Annotated in this window: 15 protein-coding genes; 9 read left to right on the top strand and 6 right to left on the bottom strand. The window is 59.4% G+C overall.

What is annotated here, in order from left to right:
- Nucleotides 1-6 precede the first annotated feature (6 nt).
- From xylB to F8N96_RS10985, 3 genes are all read left to right on the top strand, one after another.
- Nucleotides 7-1,503, top strand: coding sequence for a xylulokinase (xylB, locus tag F8N96_RS10995; RefSeq protein WP_150797821.1), 1,497 nt, complete (start codon nucleotides 7-9; stop codon nucleotides 1,501-1,503).
- 13 nt (nucleotides 1,504-1,516) lie between these two features.
- Nucleotides 1,517-2,461, top strand: coding sequence for a carbohydrate kinase family protein (locus F8N96_RS10990; protein WP_150797820.1), 945 nt, complete (start codon nucleotides 1,517-1,519; stop codon nucleotides 2,459-2,461).
- A gap of 160 nt (nucleotides 2,462-2,621) precedes the next feature.
- Entirely contained in the window at nucleotides 2,622-2,894 is a 273-nt protein-coding gene (locus F8N96_RS10985; protein WP_150797819.1) for a DUF2790 domain-containing protein, read from the top strand.
- 130 nt (nucleotides 2,895-3,024) lie between these two features.
- Here the strand turns inward: F8N96_RS10985 and F8N96_RS10980 are convergent, their stop codons facing one another.
- The 3 genes from F8N96_RS10980 to F8N96_RS10970 all read right to left on the bottom strand — a co-directional run bounded on the left by F8N96_RS10980 (nucleotide 3,025) and on the right by F8N96_RS10970 (nucleotide 5,257).
- The gene (locus tag F8N96_RS10980) at nucleotides 3,025-3,294 is read right to left on the bottom strand and encodes a DUF1652 domain-containing protein (protein WP_150797818.1); all 270 of its coding nucleotides are present in this window, start codon (nucleotides 3,292-3,294) and stop codon (nucleotides 3,025-3,027) included.
- A gap of 416 nt (nucleotides 3,295-3,710) precedes the next feature.
- A complete protein-coding gene (locus tag F8N96_RS10975) occupies nucleotides 3,711-4,862 on the bottom strand; it encodes a PQQ-dependent sugar dehydrogenase (RefSeq protein WP_150797817.1) in 1,152 nt (383 codons plus the stop codon).
- 50 nt (nucleotides 4,863-4,912) lie between these two features.
- Nucleotides 4,913-5,257 carry a hypothetical protein gene (locus tag F8N96_RS10970; protein WP_150797816.1) on the bottom strand — a complete coding sequence of 115 codons (345 nt, stop codon included), beginning with the start codon at nucleotides 5,255-5,257 and terminating at the stop codon, nucleotides 4,913-4,915.
- A gap of 202 nt (nucleotides 5,258-5,459) precedes the next feature.
- Here F8N96_RS10970 and F8N96_RS10965 point away from each other — a divergent pair, with 202 nt between their 5' ends.
- Nucleotides 5,460-6,332 (top strand): Ku protein, encoded by an 873-nt coding sequence (locus tag F8N96_RS10965; RefSeq protein ID WP_150797815.1) that lies wholly within the window; start codon nucleotides 5,460-5,462, stop codon nucleotides 6,330-6,332.
- Nucleotides 6,333-6,421: 89 nt separating this feature from the next.
- Here the strand turns inward: F8N96_RS10965 and lpxO are convergent, their stop codons facing one another.
- Nucleotides 6,422-7,321 (bottom strand): lipid A hydroxylase LpxO, encoded by a 900-nt coding sequence (gene lpxO, locus F8N96_RS10960; RefSeq protein ID WP_150797814.1) that lies wholly within the window; start codon nucleotides 7,319-7,321, stop codon nucleotides 6,422-6,424.
- A gap of 495 nt (nucleotides 7,322-7,816) precedes the next feature.
- Here lpxO and F8N96_RS10955 point away from each other — a divergent pair, with 495 nt between their 5' ends.
- The 3 genes from F8N96_RS10955 to F8N96_RS10945 all read left to right on the top strand — a co-directional run bounded on the left by F8N96_RS10955 (nucleotide 7,817) and on the right by F8N96_RS10945 (nucleotide 11,340).
- Entirely contained in the window at nucleotides 7,817-9,406 is a 1,590-nt protein-coding gene (locus F8N96_RS10955; RefSeq protein WP_109630940.1) for an ABC-F family ATPase, read from the top strand.
- Between the two features lie 275 nt (nucleotides 9,407-9,681).
- Nucleotides 9,682-10,878 (top strand): MFS transporter, encoded by a 1,197-nt coding sequence (locus F8N96_RS10950; RefSeq protein WP_150797813.1) that lies wholly within the window; start codon nucleotides 9,682-9,684, stop codon nucleotides 10,876-10,878.
- A gap of 168 nt (nucleotides 10,879-11,046) precedes the next feature.
- On the top strand, nucleotides 11,047-11,340 hold the full coding sequence (locus tag F8N96_RS10945) for a hypothetical protein (RefSeq protein ID WP_150797812.1): 294 nt from the start codon (nucleotides 11,047-11,049) through the stop codon (nucleotides 11,338-11,340).
- A 32-nt stretch (nucleotides 11,341-11,372) separates the two neighbouring features.
- On the opposite strand, the gene F8N96_RS10940 is transcribed toward F8N96_RS10945, so the two are convergent.
- The gene (locus F8N96_RS10940; RefSeq protein ID WP_150797811.1) at nucleotides 11,373-12,410 is read right to left on the bottom strand and encodes an alpha/beta hydrolase family protein; all 1,038 of its coding nucleotides are present in this window, start codon (nucleotides 12,408-12,410) and stop codon (nucleotides 11,373-11,375) included.
- Nucleotides 12,411-12,578: 168 nt separating this feature from the next.
- Entirely contained in the window at nucleotides 12,579-13,190 is a 612-nt protein-coding gene (locus F8N96_RS10935; RefSeq protein ID WP_150797810.1) for an FMN-dependent NADH-azoreductase, read from the bottom strand.
- Between the two features lie 128 nt (nucleotides 13,191-13,318).
- Here F8N96_RS10935 and F8N96_RS10930 point away from each other — a divergent pair, with 128 nt between their 5' ends.
- Both F8N96_RS10930 and F8N96_RS10925 read left to right on the top strand, forming a co-directional pair.
- Complete coding sequence (locus F8N96_RS10930) at nucleotides 13,319-14,227, top strand: LysR substrate-binding domain-containing protein (protein WP_150797934.1); 909 nt, start codon at nucleotides 13,319-13,321, stop codon at nucleotides 14,225-14,227.
- Nucleotides 14,224-14,583: an MmcQ/YjbR family DNA-binding protein gene (locus F8N96_RS10925; protein ID WP_150797809.1), complete on the top strand. Its 360-nt coding sequence runs from the start codon at nucleotides 14,224-14,226 to the stop codon at nucleotides 14,581-14,583. Before F8N96_RS10930 ends, F8N96_RS10925 begins: the two co-directional genes overlap by 4 nt.
- Nucleotides 14,584-14,611 lie beyond the last annotated feature (28 nt).

The raw sequence follows: 14,611 nt of genomic DNA, 5'->3' as shown, positions 1-14,611 counted from the left end.
TCCTCAATGGCAAACCAACAACTCTTCCTCGGCATCGACTGCGGCACCCAAGGCACCAAGGCCCTCATCCTTGATGCGCACAGCGGTGAGGTCCTCGGCCAGGGCGCCGCTGCGCACAGCCTGATCAGCGGCGCCAATGGCCGGCGCGAGCAGGACCCGGCGCAATGGCGGGAAGCATTCACTTGCGCAACTCGCCAGGCGCTGATCGCGGCCGGCGTCGACGGCCAGGACATCCTCGGCATCGGCGTCTCGGGCCAGCAACACGGCCTGGTCCTGCTCGATGATCAAGGCCAGGTATTGCGTGCGGCCAAACTCTGGTGCGACACCGAATCCACTGCGCAGAACGACCGCCTGCTGACCCACCTGGGCGGCGAAAAAGGCTCGCTGGAACGGCTCGGCGTGGTCATTGCGCCGGGCTACACCGTTTCAAAGCTGCTCTGGACCAAAGAACAGCACCCGCAAATTTTTTCCCGCATCGCTCGCATCCTGCTGCCCCACGACTACCTCAATTTCTGGCTCACCGGCCGCAGTTGCAGCGAGTATGGCGATGCTTCGGGCACCGGCTATTTCAACGTGCGCACCCGCCAGTGGGACTTGCAACTGCTGCGCGACATCGATTCCAGCGGCCGCCTGCAAGCCGCGTTGCCGGAACTGATCGACGCTCACCAGGCCGTTGGCACCCTTCTGCCGGACATCGCCGAGCACCTGGGCCTCAACCCGCGGGCATGGGTGTCCAGCGGCGGTGGCGATAACATGATGGGCGCCATCGGCACCGGCAACATCAAGCCCGGCGCTATCACCATGAGCCTCGGCTCCTCGGGAACGGTGTACGCCTATGCCGACCAGCCAAATGTCAGTCCGGACGCCTCGGTCGCGACCTTCTGTTCATCCAGCGGTGGCTGGCTGCCGCTCATCTGCACCATGAACCTGACCAATGCCACCGGGGTGATCCGCGAGTTGTTCGAACTGGATATCCTGCGCTTCAACGAACTCGTCGCGCAGGCGCCGATCGGTGCCGAAGGCGTGTGCATGCTGCCGTTTCTCAACGGTGAACGGGTGCCTGCCCTGCCCCATGCCACGGGCAGCCTGCTGGGGCTGACCATGACCAACCTTACCCAGGCCAACCTGTGTCGCGCCGTGGTGGAGGGTACGACCTTCGGTTTGCGTTATGGGCTGGACCTGTTGCGCCGCAACGGCCTGCAAAGCCGCAGCATCCGCCTGATCGGCGGCGGCTCGAAAAGCCCGGTGTGGCGGCAGATGGTCGCGGACATCATGAACACGCCCGTGATCTGCACCGGGCACAGCGAAGCCGCGGCGCTGGGCGCTGCGATTCAGGCGGCGTGGTGCATGTCTTGGGCAAACGGCGATGAACACAGCCTGGCGGACTTGTGCGAGCGCTGCGTGAAGCTCGATCCGGCCAGCGAAACCCTGCCGATTGCAGACAATGTGGCGGCCTGTGAGCTGGCCTACGAACGCTATCAACAACATGTCACCATCCTTTAAAGAGCGAACAACTATGTATTTGGTGTGTGGTGAAGCGCTGTTCGATGTGTTCAGCGAAGACGAGGCCAGCGGCCCGGCGTCGACCGTGAATTTCAAGGCAATTGCCGGCGGTTCGCCGTTCAACGTGGCGGTGGGATTACGTCGGTTGGGTGTGGCGTCGGCGCTATTGGCCGGGTTATCGACCGACTACCTCGGCCGGCGCTTGCAGCAGGTGCTGCAGGATGAAGGGGTAAGCCTGGATTACCAGGTGGATTTTGCGGCACCCACCACCCTGGCGATGGTGGCCGTCGGCACCAATGGCTCGCCCCACTACAGCTTCCGTGGGGAGGGTTGTGCGGATCGGCAGCTGCAACCGGAGCATCTACCGGCGCTGGGACCTGAAGTGCGTGGGCTGCACATCGGCTCGTTTTCCCTGGTAGTGCAGCCGATTGCCGACACGTTGCTGGCGTTGGTACGCCGGGAAAGCGGTCAACGCCTGATCAGTCTTGATCCGAACGTGCGCCTGAACCCTGAACCGGATATCGAGCGCTGGCGCTGGCGAATTGCCGAGCTGGTTCAGCATGCCGATCTGATCAAGGTCAGCGATGAAGACTTGAGCCTGTTGTATCCCGGGCAGGATCCCCGGCGGGTGATCGAAGGCTGGCTGGCGCATCGCTGTCAGTTGGTGTTCCTGACGCGTGGCGGTGAGGGCGCGACCGTGTTCAGCAAGCATCACGGTTCGTGGTCGGTGCCGGCGTGTTCGGTGAAAATCGCCGATACCGTGGGCGCTGGCGATACGTTCCAGGCGGCGCTGATTGCCTGGTTGACCGAGCAGCGGCTGGATTCGATTGAAGGCCTGCAACAATTGGGGCGTGAGCAGATTGACGGGATGCTAAGGTTTGCGGTGCAGGCGGCGGCGCTGACGTGCAGCAAGACCGGGCCGGATTTGCCGTATCGGCATCAGTTGGCAATGGACTGAAAGAAAACTGCCGACAGGTGGCATTCAGCCGGGTTAACCATCTCTTAATGCTGTGGTCCAAAACTTTACTGGACCGCACGCCCTCAGAACTCTCTGACGCCCAGTGCGGCAGGTTCGACCCTAAGTCGAGCTGACTCTTCGCCTGCACTGGAGATCGTTCATGAACACGCGCGCCTTGCTGTCGACAGCCGCCCTCGCCTGCACCGCCTTTGCCGGTCTTGCGCTGGCCGACGATACGTCCTCGACCCCAGCCCAAATCCCTGCGTATTACTACGGGATGCCATTGCACGTGGCCAAGGTCATCTCACTGACCGAGCCCTCGACCCTGTATTGCGAAGTCATCACCGCTGAAATGAAGTACATCGACACGTCAGGCAAACCTGCGCAAATCACTTATCGAAAACTGTCCGACGCTTGCAGCATGCAAAGCTAACGAGGAAGTCCGGCTACATCGGCTTATGGCTCGATCGCCATGCCGGTCCGGGCATATGGCTTGCTGATGGTTGGACTGGCGCCGGGCCTGGACTTTCTCCAGGCCCGGCGCGAGTCTTGAAACCGTAGGTTTAAAGCGCTTTTCTGGCTGGATGCAGCGTCTGGACATCGGCCCTGTTTTGCATGTCTACACGCAACTCGGCAATCAGGTCGTTGATTTCCCTGCAGCCGTTGAGCTGTTTGGCATTTATCCCGGTCACCATCAGATCGAGGTGATCGGTTGTACGATCGGAATACACTTTGACGGTCATCGACAGGTCTGGCGACAGCGTACATTGACAACGTTTCGGAAGAAAACTGCTTTCGATGATGTTTCGAAGTTCCAAGGCAGAAAGAAACATTACGACCCTCTCCTTAATTTGAGAATGCCAATCAAACATCCACGTCGATCAGTACTAAATTCCCCGCTCATGTTTCTTGCAGGCTCTATCAAGTCTTCATCTGACCGTTTTGCGGTTTAGCCGCTGACTCAAAGAAAAGCCGGTCAGCTCAAGGCCTGCTACAGCATAAAACATGCCGCGAATTTCGCCGTGCAGCTCATCGGTTATTTCAATGACATGCAGGTAGTGACAGCAGACCTTTTCATGCAAAATGCAACAAAGGCCTATTGCGGCCTTGCAATTTGCAAGATTCACGGCGGTAAAATTGTAACGACGCTGACTCAGTATCTGCCGACGCCACACACACGCAAGGCCACACCACGGGTTCTTTGACCTATATCACTACCGTCGGGCTGAATCTTCGGCAGGAGGATGTTTCACTTCAGGCCGACCTTGTACAGCACCCCGTCATCCTCGTCGGTCAACACATACAAATACCCGTCCGGCCCCTGCCGCACATCACGAATGCGTTTGTTCAGTTCACCCATCAAGCGTTCTTCGTGAACCACCCTGTCGCCGTCGAACTGCAAGCGAATCAACTCCCGACTGACCAGCGCGCCGATAAACACATTATGTTGCCAGGCCTTGAAGCGATCGGCATCGTAGAACGCCATGCCGCTCAGGCCAGGGGATTTTTCCCAGACATGGTGTGGCGCGACGGTGCCTTCGGCGGTCTTGCCCTTGGCTTCCGGAATCGGCAGGCCGGAATAGTTGATGCCGTGGGTTGCCAGGGGCCAACCGTAATTCTTGCCACGCTCGATAATGTTGATCTCGTCGCCGCCCCGGGGGCCGTGTTCGTTTTCCCAAAGGACGCCTGTCCAGGGGTTGAGCGCCGCGCCTTGTGAATTGCGCTGGCCATAGGACCAGATTTCCGGACGCACGCCGGCCTGGCCGACAAAGGGATTGTCGTCCGGTACCTTGCCGTCGGGGTAGATGCGCACGACCTTGCCCTGCAGCTTGTCGAGGTCCTGGGCCGTCGGCCGGTCGTTGTTCTCGCCCAGGGTGATGAACAGGTAACCGTCGCGGTCGAACACCAGGCGCGACCCAAAGTGGTTGCCGACCGACAGTTTGGGCTCCTGGCGGAAGATCACCTTGAAGTTGTTGATTGTCTTCAGGTCTTGCGACAATTGCCCGCGGCCGACCGCCGTCCCGGCCTTGTCGCCCTTGCCGCCCCCTTCGGCGTAAGACAGATAGACCGTGCGGTCTTGCTTGAAATCGGGCGACAGCACCACATCGAGCAAGCCGCCCTGCCCCTTGGCCCAGACCTTCGGCACGCCGTCGAGCGGGGCCGACAGTTTGCCGTCAGCGCTGACCACTCGCAGGTTGCCGGGGCGTTCGGTCACCAGCATCCCCTGGCGATCGGGCAGAAACGCCAAGGCCCAGGGGTGATCGAGGCCTTCGACGATCGGGGTGACTTCGAGGGTGCCCTGTTCACTTTTTAATTCTTGGGCGGGGGCGGCGGACACAGGTGCGGCCGCAGTGATCAATGTGCTGGCACAGAGTGTGGCCAGGAGGGTTTTACGCAACATGCACGATTCCTTTTGTCGTCAGAATGGCTGGCAGACCTGCGTCTTGCCGTTCAACGGTTGCTGGTGCCTGCGTCTCGATGAGGCGGATTGGGTATGAATGTCGGTGGGTTGGCCGGAACCGTTCGGTTCTGGGGATAGCGGTTGCCGATCCCGCCGTTGTCCAGGGTCGGTGGTCGCGGCACAGGTACGGTGTTTGGCCCGCGAATGGTCGGAGCGCCGGGTTGGGTGCCCTGCATGCTGTTGGGATTGGCCCGGCGAATCGGGCTGTTGTAGGGGTTGCTTGAATGGCCTGTCGGGCTCTGTGCCAGCCGTAATGATGAAGCGTCTGCCTGGGCTGGCTGGCTCAGCACGCCACTCAATGCCAACGCGGTGATGCCCAGCATTAATCGGTTCATTGGGAGCCTCTCGACGTCAGCGTGGATAGAGTCTTCGATAGCACGCTACGCCCGGGGTTCGCATTTGTTAATCAAAACCTCCCCGGCAGATGTAACACCCTTTGACCGTACCGCTGATCCGCCCAGGAGACGCGGCCCAAAGCGGCTGAAACTTTTGCGCCGGGCCACGGGTCACCTGATCATCACTTGGGAGAAGACGACGATGGCACGGGCAATCTGGAAAGGCGCAATCAGTTTCGGGCTGGTGCATATCCCCGTCGCACTGGTCTCGGCGACCTCGTCCCAAGGGGTGGATTTCGACTGGCTCGACAGCCGGAGCATGGAGCCGGTGGGCTACAAGCGTGTCAACAAGGTCACCGGCAAGGAAGTTACCAAGGAGCACATCGTTAAAGGTGTGCAGTACGAAAAGGGTCGCTACGTGGTGCTCAGTGAAGAGGAGATCAAGTCGGCGCACCCGCTGTCCACGCAAACCATTGACATCTTTTCCTTTGTCGACAGTGAACAGATTCCCCTGCAAAACATCGACACCCCCTACTACCTTGCACCCGATAAACGCGGCGGCAAGGTCTACGCGCTGTTGCGCGAAACCCTCAGCAAAACCAACAAGGTCGCCCTCGCCCATGTGGTTTTGCATACGCGCCAGCACCTGGCCGCACTGATGCCGCTGGAGTCGGCCATGGTCCTGGTGATGCTGCGCTGGCCGGCCGAAGTGCGCAGTCTGGACACGCTCGAACTGGGCAGCGAAGTCACCAGCCCGACGTTGGTCAAGGGCGAGCTGGACATGGCCAAACGGCTGGTCGAGGACATGAGCGCCGAGTGGAGCCCTGAAGACTATCGCGACAGCTTCGAAGACAAGATCATGGCGCTGGTGGAGAAAAAGGCCCATGAAGGCAAGATCGAGGACGTGGAAACGGCGACGGGTGAAGAGGAACGCAAGACGGCGGATGTGATTGATTTGACTGAACTGCTCAAGCGTAGTTTGGGGGGCAAGGCGGCTGCCAAACCTGCAGCGAAAGCTAAATCGAGCGACAAGCCGGCGCCGGCCAAAAAAACTTCAAAGCGTTCGAGTGGCTGATCGATTATCAGGTACTTACGATTTTTCGTGGATGTTCCGGCCTCATCGCGGGCTTGCCCGCGATGAGGCCGTATGCAACAACGCTGAACTCAGATCAGCACGAACAATGCCAGCAACCCACCCAGGATCGCCCATTTCTCCAGGTAGTAAAGCTTGCGATTGCGCTTCTTGAGCGCCTTGCCCCGCAGGCGAAGCTTGTAGATTCTGCCGAACAGGCGGTTGATGGCGCCGGTTTTGTCGCCCACAGCGTTCGGCGCGCCCGCCGCCGCCATCACAGTGCGGCTGAACCAGCGATTGAACGCTGTCGCCCAGCGATACTTCATTGGCCGCTCAATGTCGCAGAACAAAATGATGCGATTGTGCTGGGTGGTGTTTTCGGCGTAATGAATGAAGGTTTCGTCGAACATGACCGCCTCACCATCGCGCCAGTGGTAGTGCTCGCCATCGACGTTGATGTAGCAACCGGCATCATTCGGCGTGTCCAGACCCAGGTGATAACGATAGGAACCGGCGTACGGATCGCGGTGACGGACCAGCCTGGAGCCCGGCGGCAGTTCGGCGAACATCGCAGCCTTGATCGAGCCGATACTCTGCACCAGTGCAGTGGTACGCGGGCAGAGTTTCATCGCCGAAGGGTGGCTGTCGCCGTACCACTTCAAATAAAAGCGCTTCCAGCCTGTCTTGAAGAACGAGTTGAAGCCGACATCGTCGTACTGGTTGGAGCGTTTGATCTCGCCGGCGCGGAGCAGGTGCAGGCCTTCGGCGCGAATGTCTTGCCAATGGGTCTGCAACGGACTCAAGTCAGGGAAATCGGCGGTGTCGAGATAAGGCCTGTTGGGGATTTTCGAGAACAGATAAAGGAAGCAATTGACCGGTGCCAGAAACGTCGAGTGATCACTCAGCTGGCGGCCCAATTTGTGGCGCACGTGCCCGCGCAGATGAACGTACGCGATCGATACAACATAAATAACAGCAATGATGAGTTTCACGAAAATTGTCACACGTCAGAAGTGAACAAACTGCGGCCCCTGGATGCGTTGCGGCGAGGGGCCTTGTGCAGCGTCTGATATCGAAACGGCGGTGCCGGCGGCGCGCCCCTGAGCGCAGGCCGACTGTCGGCCTCAGGAGCAAAGATGGCATTTTAGCCTCCTCTTGTAACAAGCTGTTAGCATTCAGGGGTGAAAATCTGCCCGCTGATGGCCTCAAAGCGGCCGTACGGCCTCAACGCCCTATCGCTTAAAGAGCCAGACCAGTACAATCGCCGCCAAACATTATGCGCCCCCCTTGGTTGATGACGGGAATGAACCCCGCCTCAGCGCACTTCGACTCGGGCCAAGCGCTCCTTATGCTGCTGTCCACTTATTGCCAGATGGACCTTCCGCTTCTGACCGGGATGAATTTGCCGTGGTTCGGATATCGGAAACGGGTACTGAATCGGTACTGCCGCAACCCTTGCTACTCTTAAAGCTTCGCAGGAAAAACCTTTGATCTCTACAGCTAACATCACGATGCAGTTCGGCGCCAAGCCGCTATTTGAAAACGTTTCGGTCAAATTCGGCGCGGGCAACCGCTATGGCCTGATCGGCGCCAACGGTTGCGGCAAATCGACCTTCATGAAAATCCTCGGTGGCGACCTCGAGCCGTCGGGCGGCCAGGTTATGCTCGAGCCGAACGTGCGCCTGGGTAAATTGCGCCAGGACCAGTTCGCCTACGAAGAATTCACCGTGATCGATACCGTGATCATGGGTCACGAAGAGCTGTGGAAGGTCAAGGCCGAGCGCGATCGCATCTACTCGCTGCCGGAAATGACCGAAGAAGACGGCATGGCCGTGGCGGAACTTGAAACCGAGTTTGCCGAAATGGACGGCTACACCGCCGAATCCCGTGCCGGTGAACTGTTGCTGGGCCTGGGTATCGGCATCGAGCAGCATTTCGGCCCGATGAGCGAAGTGTCCCCAGGCTGGAAACTGCGCGTATTGCTGGCTCAGGCGCTGTTCTCCGATCCGGAAGTGCTGTTGCTCGACGAACCGACCAACCACCTGGACATCAACACCATCCGCTGGCTGGAAAACATCCTGACCCAGCGCTCCAGCCTGATGATCATCATCTCCCACGACCGTCACTTCCTGAACAGCGTGTGCACCCACATGGCTGACCTGGATTACGGCGAGCTGCGCCTGTTCCCGGGCAACTACGACGAGTACATGACCGTGGCGACCCAGTCCCGCGAGCAACTGCTGTCGGACAACGCCAAGAAGAAAGCACAGATTTCGGAACTGCAATCGTTCGTCAGCCGCTTCTCGGCCAACGCCTCGAAAGCCAAGCAAGCGACCTCCCGCGCCAAGGCGATCGACAAGATCCAACTGGCCGAGGTCAAGCCTTCGAGCCGTGTGAGCCCGTTCATCCGTTTCGAACAAACCAAGAAGCTGCACCGCCAGGCGGTCATCGTCGAGCGCATGGCCAAAGGCTTCGACGGCAAGCCGCTGTTCAAGGACTTCAGCTTCGTTGTTGAAGCCGGCGAGCGCGTGGCGATCATCGGCCCGAACGGTATCGGCAAAACCACCCTGCTGCGCACCCTGGTCAACGAACTGACCCCGGATGCCGGTACAGTGAAGTGGACCGACGCCGCGGAACTGGGCTACTACGCCCAGGACCATGCGCACGACTTCGAAGACGACTGCAACCTGTTCGACTGGATGGGCCAATGGACCCAGGGCGGCGAGCAAATCGTTCGCGGCACCCTCGGCCGGATGCTGTTCTCCAACGACGAGATCCTCAAGTCGGTCAAGGTCATCTCCGGCGGCGAGCAAGGTCGCATGCTGTTCGGCAAGCTGATCCTGCAAAAGCCGAACGTGCTGATCATGGACGAACCGACCAACCACTTGGACATGGAATCGATCGAGGCGCTGAACCTGGCGCTGGAGAACTACCCGGGCACGCTGATCTTCGTCAGCCACGACCGTGAGTTCGTATCGTCTCTGGCCACCCGCATTATCGAACTCAGCCCTAGCGGCGTGATCGATTTCAGCGGCACCTATGACGATTACCTGCGTAGCCAGGGCGTTGTGTTCTAAATAGCTGCTGAAACTGAAAAGCCCTGTCCTTGTGACGGGGCTTTTTGCATTTCAGGGCTGAATATTTTTCGGTGCAGAGGCCCTCTTCGCGGGCAAGCCTCGCTCCTACAGGATTTGCGTCGTGCGCAATTGTTGTGGACGACCTTGATCCTGTAGGAGCGAGGCTTGCCCGCGAAGAGGCCCTCAAGCTCAATGAATATAGTTAGCCTGCTTCCTTTTATTTCCGACCCAAGCCATGATGCAGTTCTCCTACCGCCGCCCGCGAACGAGCTCTCATGTCTATGCAGCAACTGCCCCCGCAAAGCTCCATGGCGATCACCCTGCAGATCGTTTCCATCGTCTTCTATACCTTCATTGCCTTCCTGTGCATTGGCCTGCCGATTGCCGTGATACCGGGGTATGTCCACGAACAGCTGGGTTTCAGCGCGATCGTCGCGGGGTTGACCATCGGCTGCCAGTACCTGGCTACTCTGCTCAGCCGCCCCATGGCCGGGCGCATGTCGGACAGTATTGGCACCAAGCGGGCGATTGTGTACGGCTTGTCGGGGATCGTGTTGAGCGGCGTGCTGACGCTGTTGTCGACGTTGCTGCAAAGCTTTCCGTTGTTGAGTCTGTTGATCCTGATCGCCGGCCGCCTGCTGTTGGGGATCGCCCAAGGCCTGATTGGGGTCGGCACCATCAGTTGGTGCATGGGTCAGGTCGGTGCCGAACATACCGCGCGCTCGATTTCCTGGAACGGGATTGCGTCCTACGGCGCCATCGCCCTTGGCGCACCGCTTGGGGTGGTGATGGTCGCCGAGTACGGCTTTGAAAGCCTGGGGATTGTCCTGTCACTGCTGGCGCTGGCTGCATTGCTGCTGATTCGCAACAAACCCTCGGTGCCGGTGATTCGCGGCGAGCGCCTGCCATTCCGGGCGGTGTTCGGGCGCATTGCGCCGTTTGGCGCGAGCCTGAGCCTGGCCTCCATCGGCTACGGCACCCTGACCACATTTATCACCTTGTATTACGTCAGCCGCGGCTGGGCGGGCGCGGCCTACTGCCTGACGGTGTTCGGCGTCTGTTTCATTCTGGCGCGGCTGTTGTTCATTTCCAGCATCGGCCGCTTTGGTGGATTCACCTCGGCGATTGCCTGCATGAGCATCGAAACCTTGGGCCTGGTGCTGCTGTGGCTTGCGCCCTCGACCACTTATGCATTGATCGGCGCAGGGCTGACCGGCTTCGGCTTGTCGTTGGTGTACCCGGCACTGGGTGTGGAGGCGATCAAGCAGGTGCCCAATTCCAGTCGCGGCGCGGGGTTGAGCGCCTATGCGGTGTTCTTCGACCTGGCGCTGGCGATTGCCGGACCGTTGATGGGGGCAATCGCCTTGAACCTGGGGTATTCGTGGATTTTCTTCAGTGCGGCGCTGTTGTCGGTGAGCGGACTTGGCCTGACGTTGTTGCTGTCCCGACGAGCCGCACGTGCAATGAGTTGAAAGCCCGCTGGAACAGGCAAGTTACAAAAAAACGAAGCCACTTCAAATGCCAGCAACATGCAACATTTCTACTCGATTAATGCAAAGTGCCAGCGTTGTTTTAATGACTGACTTCGCCAGAATGTCTTGCGCTGCACTTACGGAAATCGACAACAAGGAACATTGAAAATGCGCATATTGCCTTTAGCCCTCCTGGTCCCGCTGGCATTTACCTTTTACTCCACTGCACATGCGGAAAACTCGGCTCAACAGCAGTTCTGCCATAACGGTGTATGTTGGGACATCGGTGGCCCGGGCGACATTGGTAGTCCGTGCTGCCCTTTCAGCGTTGAACCCGCGAACAACAACGTTCAGCGCCCGGAAAACCCAACGGATAACCCTCTCAAACTGCACGGTGTAACGCTCAACTGGAATAAAAGCGACCAAGCCGATACAGGCCTGATCGCTCAGGCTGTACAGTAGGTTTACCGATAACAAAAACTGTCGATCACCCTTCATTGATCGGCAGTTTGCATCCCTGCCCTGCCTGAATTGCCCAGTGCATGGGAAAAGAACCGGCTGGCTTCAGAGGTCATGGTGCGGTGAATGTCCTTGCGATCGACGCCGTCAGCGTCAGTGCACAGGGCAGGCATCGCCGCCAGTTGTTCTTCGGTACAAGGCGCCATGAACACGAAGTGCCCGGCCCCGGCCAGCAACTTGAAGTCCGGCGCGATCGGCAGTTTGCGCGCCAGCGCTGCGGCGTTCTTGTCGAATGCCACCAGTTTGTCGCCGTCGCCGCTGTACAGCAGTACCGGCACGTGCACATCAGCCAGGGTATGGCGGCCGAACTTCAGACTCAGCGGCGCCATCAGCAGCAAGGCATGAACCCGAGGGTCAGCCACCGGCTGCAGGTCATCGCGGTCAACGATCAATTCGCCTTGAGTGTTGCACGCATCGCGATCATCCGGACGCTCCTGGCAGTAGCGGCGCAGACGGTCCAGGTCAGGCGTCGCACCGGAGAGGATCAATGCAGTTTCCCCACCCGCCGAATAGCCGATCACGCCGACCTGGTTGGCGTTGACGAAGGGCGCAAGCATGCGATCGCCCAAGGTCTCTGTGATGGCTTGGGAAATCTGGATCGGTCGGCCGTACAGATTGCTCAAGGTACCCAGGCGGCTATGGTCCCTGGAGTTGTCGCCGGGATGGATCACCGCTACCACGACGAAACCCTTGCGCGCCAGCGAGGTGGCGAGATCGTGCAGGGCCAGCGGGGTTCCGGTGTTGCCATGGGACAACATCAGCATCGGGAAACGACCGATGGCGACGCGAGTGTCTTCACCGGCTTCGACGGTATAGCCCTCGAGTGTGCTGGTGTGTTCCTTGTCGCTGGAAGGATAGAAGGCGATGGCGCGCATCGGCTGCAGGTCGAGCGGATCGAGAAAGCTCATCTCATGGAAGCCGACGCTCCAGTGCGGATGCGGCGCAGGTGCGGCGTGCACTGAATTCAGGCTGCCGAGCAGACACATCAGTAAGCTTGCACAAAGACGCACCATGGGATGCCCCACCTTGTTGCTTGACCGGAGACAGTAACCCTCGACTGCATAACCCGGGCCAGGACTGGCAACAGCCAGAAACAAAAAACTCCGCATCTGGCACTTGCGTGATCAGAATACAGAGTTTTTTGGCTGTTGCCCGTGCTGTTTGACGTCTTTACGCAAGCCTTACGCAGCGACGAACAACTGCTCGCTGATGTGCGTTTGGGCATCGTTCATGGCCTTGGTACGCACTTCATCACCGTAAGCCAGGCCGTGGGCGCGGACGAACTCGATATCGGTGATACCGAGGAAGCCGAACATGACTTTCAAATACTCTTCGTGAGCAACGCCGGTGGCCTGACCGACATGCAGGCCGCCGGAAGTCGAAACGATCACGATTTTCTTGTTACCGCACAGGCCTTCCGGGCCGGCTTCGGTGTAGCGGAAGGTCTGGCCGGCAACGGCGATGCGGTCGATCCAGGCCTTGAGTTGAGTCGGGATGGTAAAGTTGTACATCGGGGCGGCAATCACCACGGCATCGGCGGCGATAAATTCAGCCAGCGCCTGGGCACTCAGTTCGGCTTCGTGCTGTTGCGCGGCATTGCGCAGTTCTGCCGTGGTACCGGCAGCCACCAGGGTGGCGGCGGAGAAATGGCTGATGGCATCGCCAGCCAGGTCACGGTAAGTCACCACGGCGCTCGGCTCGGCGGTTTGCCAGGCCTTAACGACTTCGCTGCTCAGCTGACGGGAAGCCGAGTTGTCACCAAGAATGCTCGAATCGATATGCAACAGTTTCATGTGGGATCTCCAAGTGAGGACCGCTCATGGCGATCTGATGGAGACAATCCTACAGGCGAAACCAATAGCTGATTAGATGGCAACAATGCGATAGTTCGTCCCACTGATAGAACAGTCGAGTGGACAGTATGCAAGACCTCAATGATCTCTATTATTTCGCCAAGGTGGTCGAAGCCGGTGGCTTCGCAGCGGCCGGGCGTTTGCTCGGGATTCCCAAATCGCGACTGTCGCGGCGGATCGCCGAGCTGGAAGAACGCTTGGGTGCTCGCTTGCTGCAACGTACTACCCGCCAACTCAAGTTGACGGCCGTGGGCGAGCGTTATCTGCGGCACTGCCAGGCCATGCTGCTGGAAGCCGAGATGGCCGATGAGGCCGTGGCCAGCATGTCCAGCGAACCCCGCGGGCGTTTGCGGGTGTCCTGCCCGGTGGGATTGGCCCACGAAATGCTGCCGACCGTTATCAGTGATTTCCTGGCGAAGTTTCCCCAGGTTCAACTGGAGGTCATGTTGCTCAATCGTCGGGTCGACCTGGTGACCGAGGGCGTCGACGTCGCTCTGCGCGTGCGCGAGTTGGGCGACGAAGACCCGTTGCTGGTCACCCGGCGCCTGCGTCAGGCGCAAATGGCGATGGTCGCCAGTCCCGCCTTCCTGCACGGACGTGAGATCAACCACCCCGAAGACCTGAAAACCCTGCCGGTGCTCGGCGCGCTGGAAGCCGATCGCATGGTGCATATCCGCATGCTTGACCAACAGGGCAAAAGCGTTGAGTTAAGCCTCGAAGCGCGATTGGGTATCGACGATTTCATCGTACGCAAGGCCTGCACCCTGGCCGGCCAGGGCTTTACCATGTTGCCGATGATGTATTGCGAGCAGGCACTGGCAGACGGCTCACTGGTGCAGTTGCTGCCTGACTGGTCATTGCCTGGCGGCTGGCTGCAAGCGGTCTACCCTCATCGGCGCGGGGTGATGCCGGCGGTGCGCGCCTGGATCGACCATTTGATCGAATCATTCAACGCCTGTGGGGAGCGATTGCTATGAAGGCCGCACGCATGAGTGAAGACGATGTCGCAAAGTTCTGCCTGGCGCTGCCCGGCGCGCGGGAAGACTACAAGTGGGGTGGCGTGCGGGTGTTTTCGATTGCCGGAAACAAGATGTTCGCCTTGCAGAACCTGCGGGGCGCATCCCTGGCGTTCAAGGTCGACAAGGATCTGTTTCTCGGTCATTGCGACCGTCCGGGCATTCATCCGGCACCTTATCTGGCACGGGCGCAGTGGATCATCATGGCAACGCCCTACCCGCTGGGCGCCGAAGAGCTGCAAGGTTTGTTGCAACGTTCCCACCAACTGGTGGTGCGCAAGTTGCCCAAGCGCACCCAGGTCGGCCTGTTGCTATAAAAGGCATCAGGGCGCAACAGAAGCAAAG

It is taken from the genome of Pseudomonas fluorescens, from assembly GCF_902497855.1.
Taxonomy (GTDB): domain Bacteria; phylum Pseudomonadota; class Gammaproteobacteria; order Pseudomonadales; family Pseudomonadaceae; genus Aquipseudomonas; species Aquipseudomonas fluorescens_BI.
This window is presented reverse-complemented; position numbering and strand designations above follow the sequence as displayed.